The organism is Pseudomonas sp. SIMBA_068 (genome assembly GCF_046534705.1).
Taxonomy (GTDB): Bacteria; Pseudomonadota; Gammaproteobacteria; order Pseudomonadales; family Pseudomonadaceae; genus Aquipseudomonas; species Aquipseudomonas putida.
Genome location: NZ_JAWRYI010000939.1, coordinates 1 through 257, shown reverse-complemented (window position 1 = coordinate 257; position 257 = coordinate 1). Strand labels below are relative to the sequence as shown.

The window sequence follows — 257 nt, the reverse complement described above, 5'->3', positions numbered from 1 at the left end:
AGCAGCATGAACAGGGTGACGTTGTGTTTTTGCGCGCAGCTGCGCAGTTGCGCGGCCAGTGCCGGCTCAATCGCGAAGTTGTGCCGTGTGCCTTGGTAGCTGGGCATGGCCGGGCGCGGGTGGTCGGTGGGCAGCTCCAGAACCGGATGTTCATCGCCCAGGCGAGCCTGCCAGTACTCCAACTGGCGGGCCTGCTCGCCCGCTTCCAGCCAGCGGCGCTGCCCATCCAGTACAGTGACTACGCCCTGTGGCAGCGC

General features: G+C 66.5%; 1 protein-coding gene. It reads right to left on the bottom strand.

Annotated elements, in window-relative coordinates; genetic code table 11:
* Window positions 1-257, bottom strand: a 257-nt coding sequence (locus SB756_RS32170) for a condensation domain-containing protein (RefSeq protein ID WP_410913514.1), incomplete at both ends; no start/stop codon positions are given.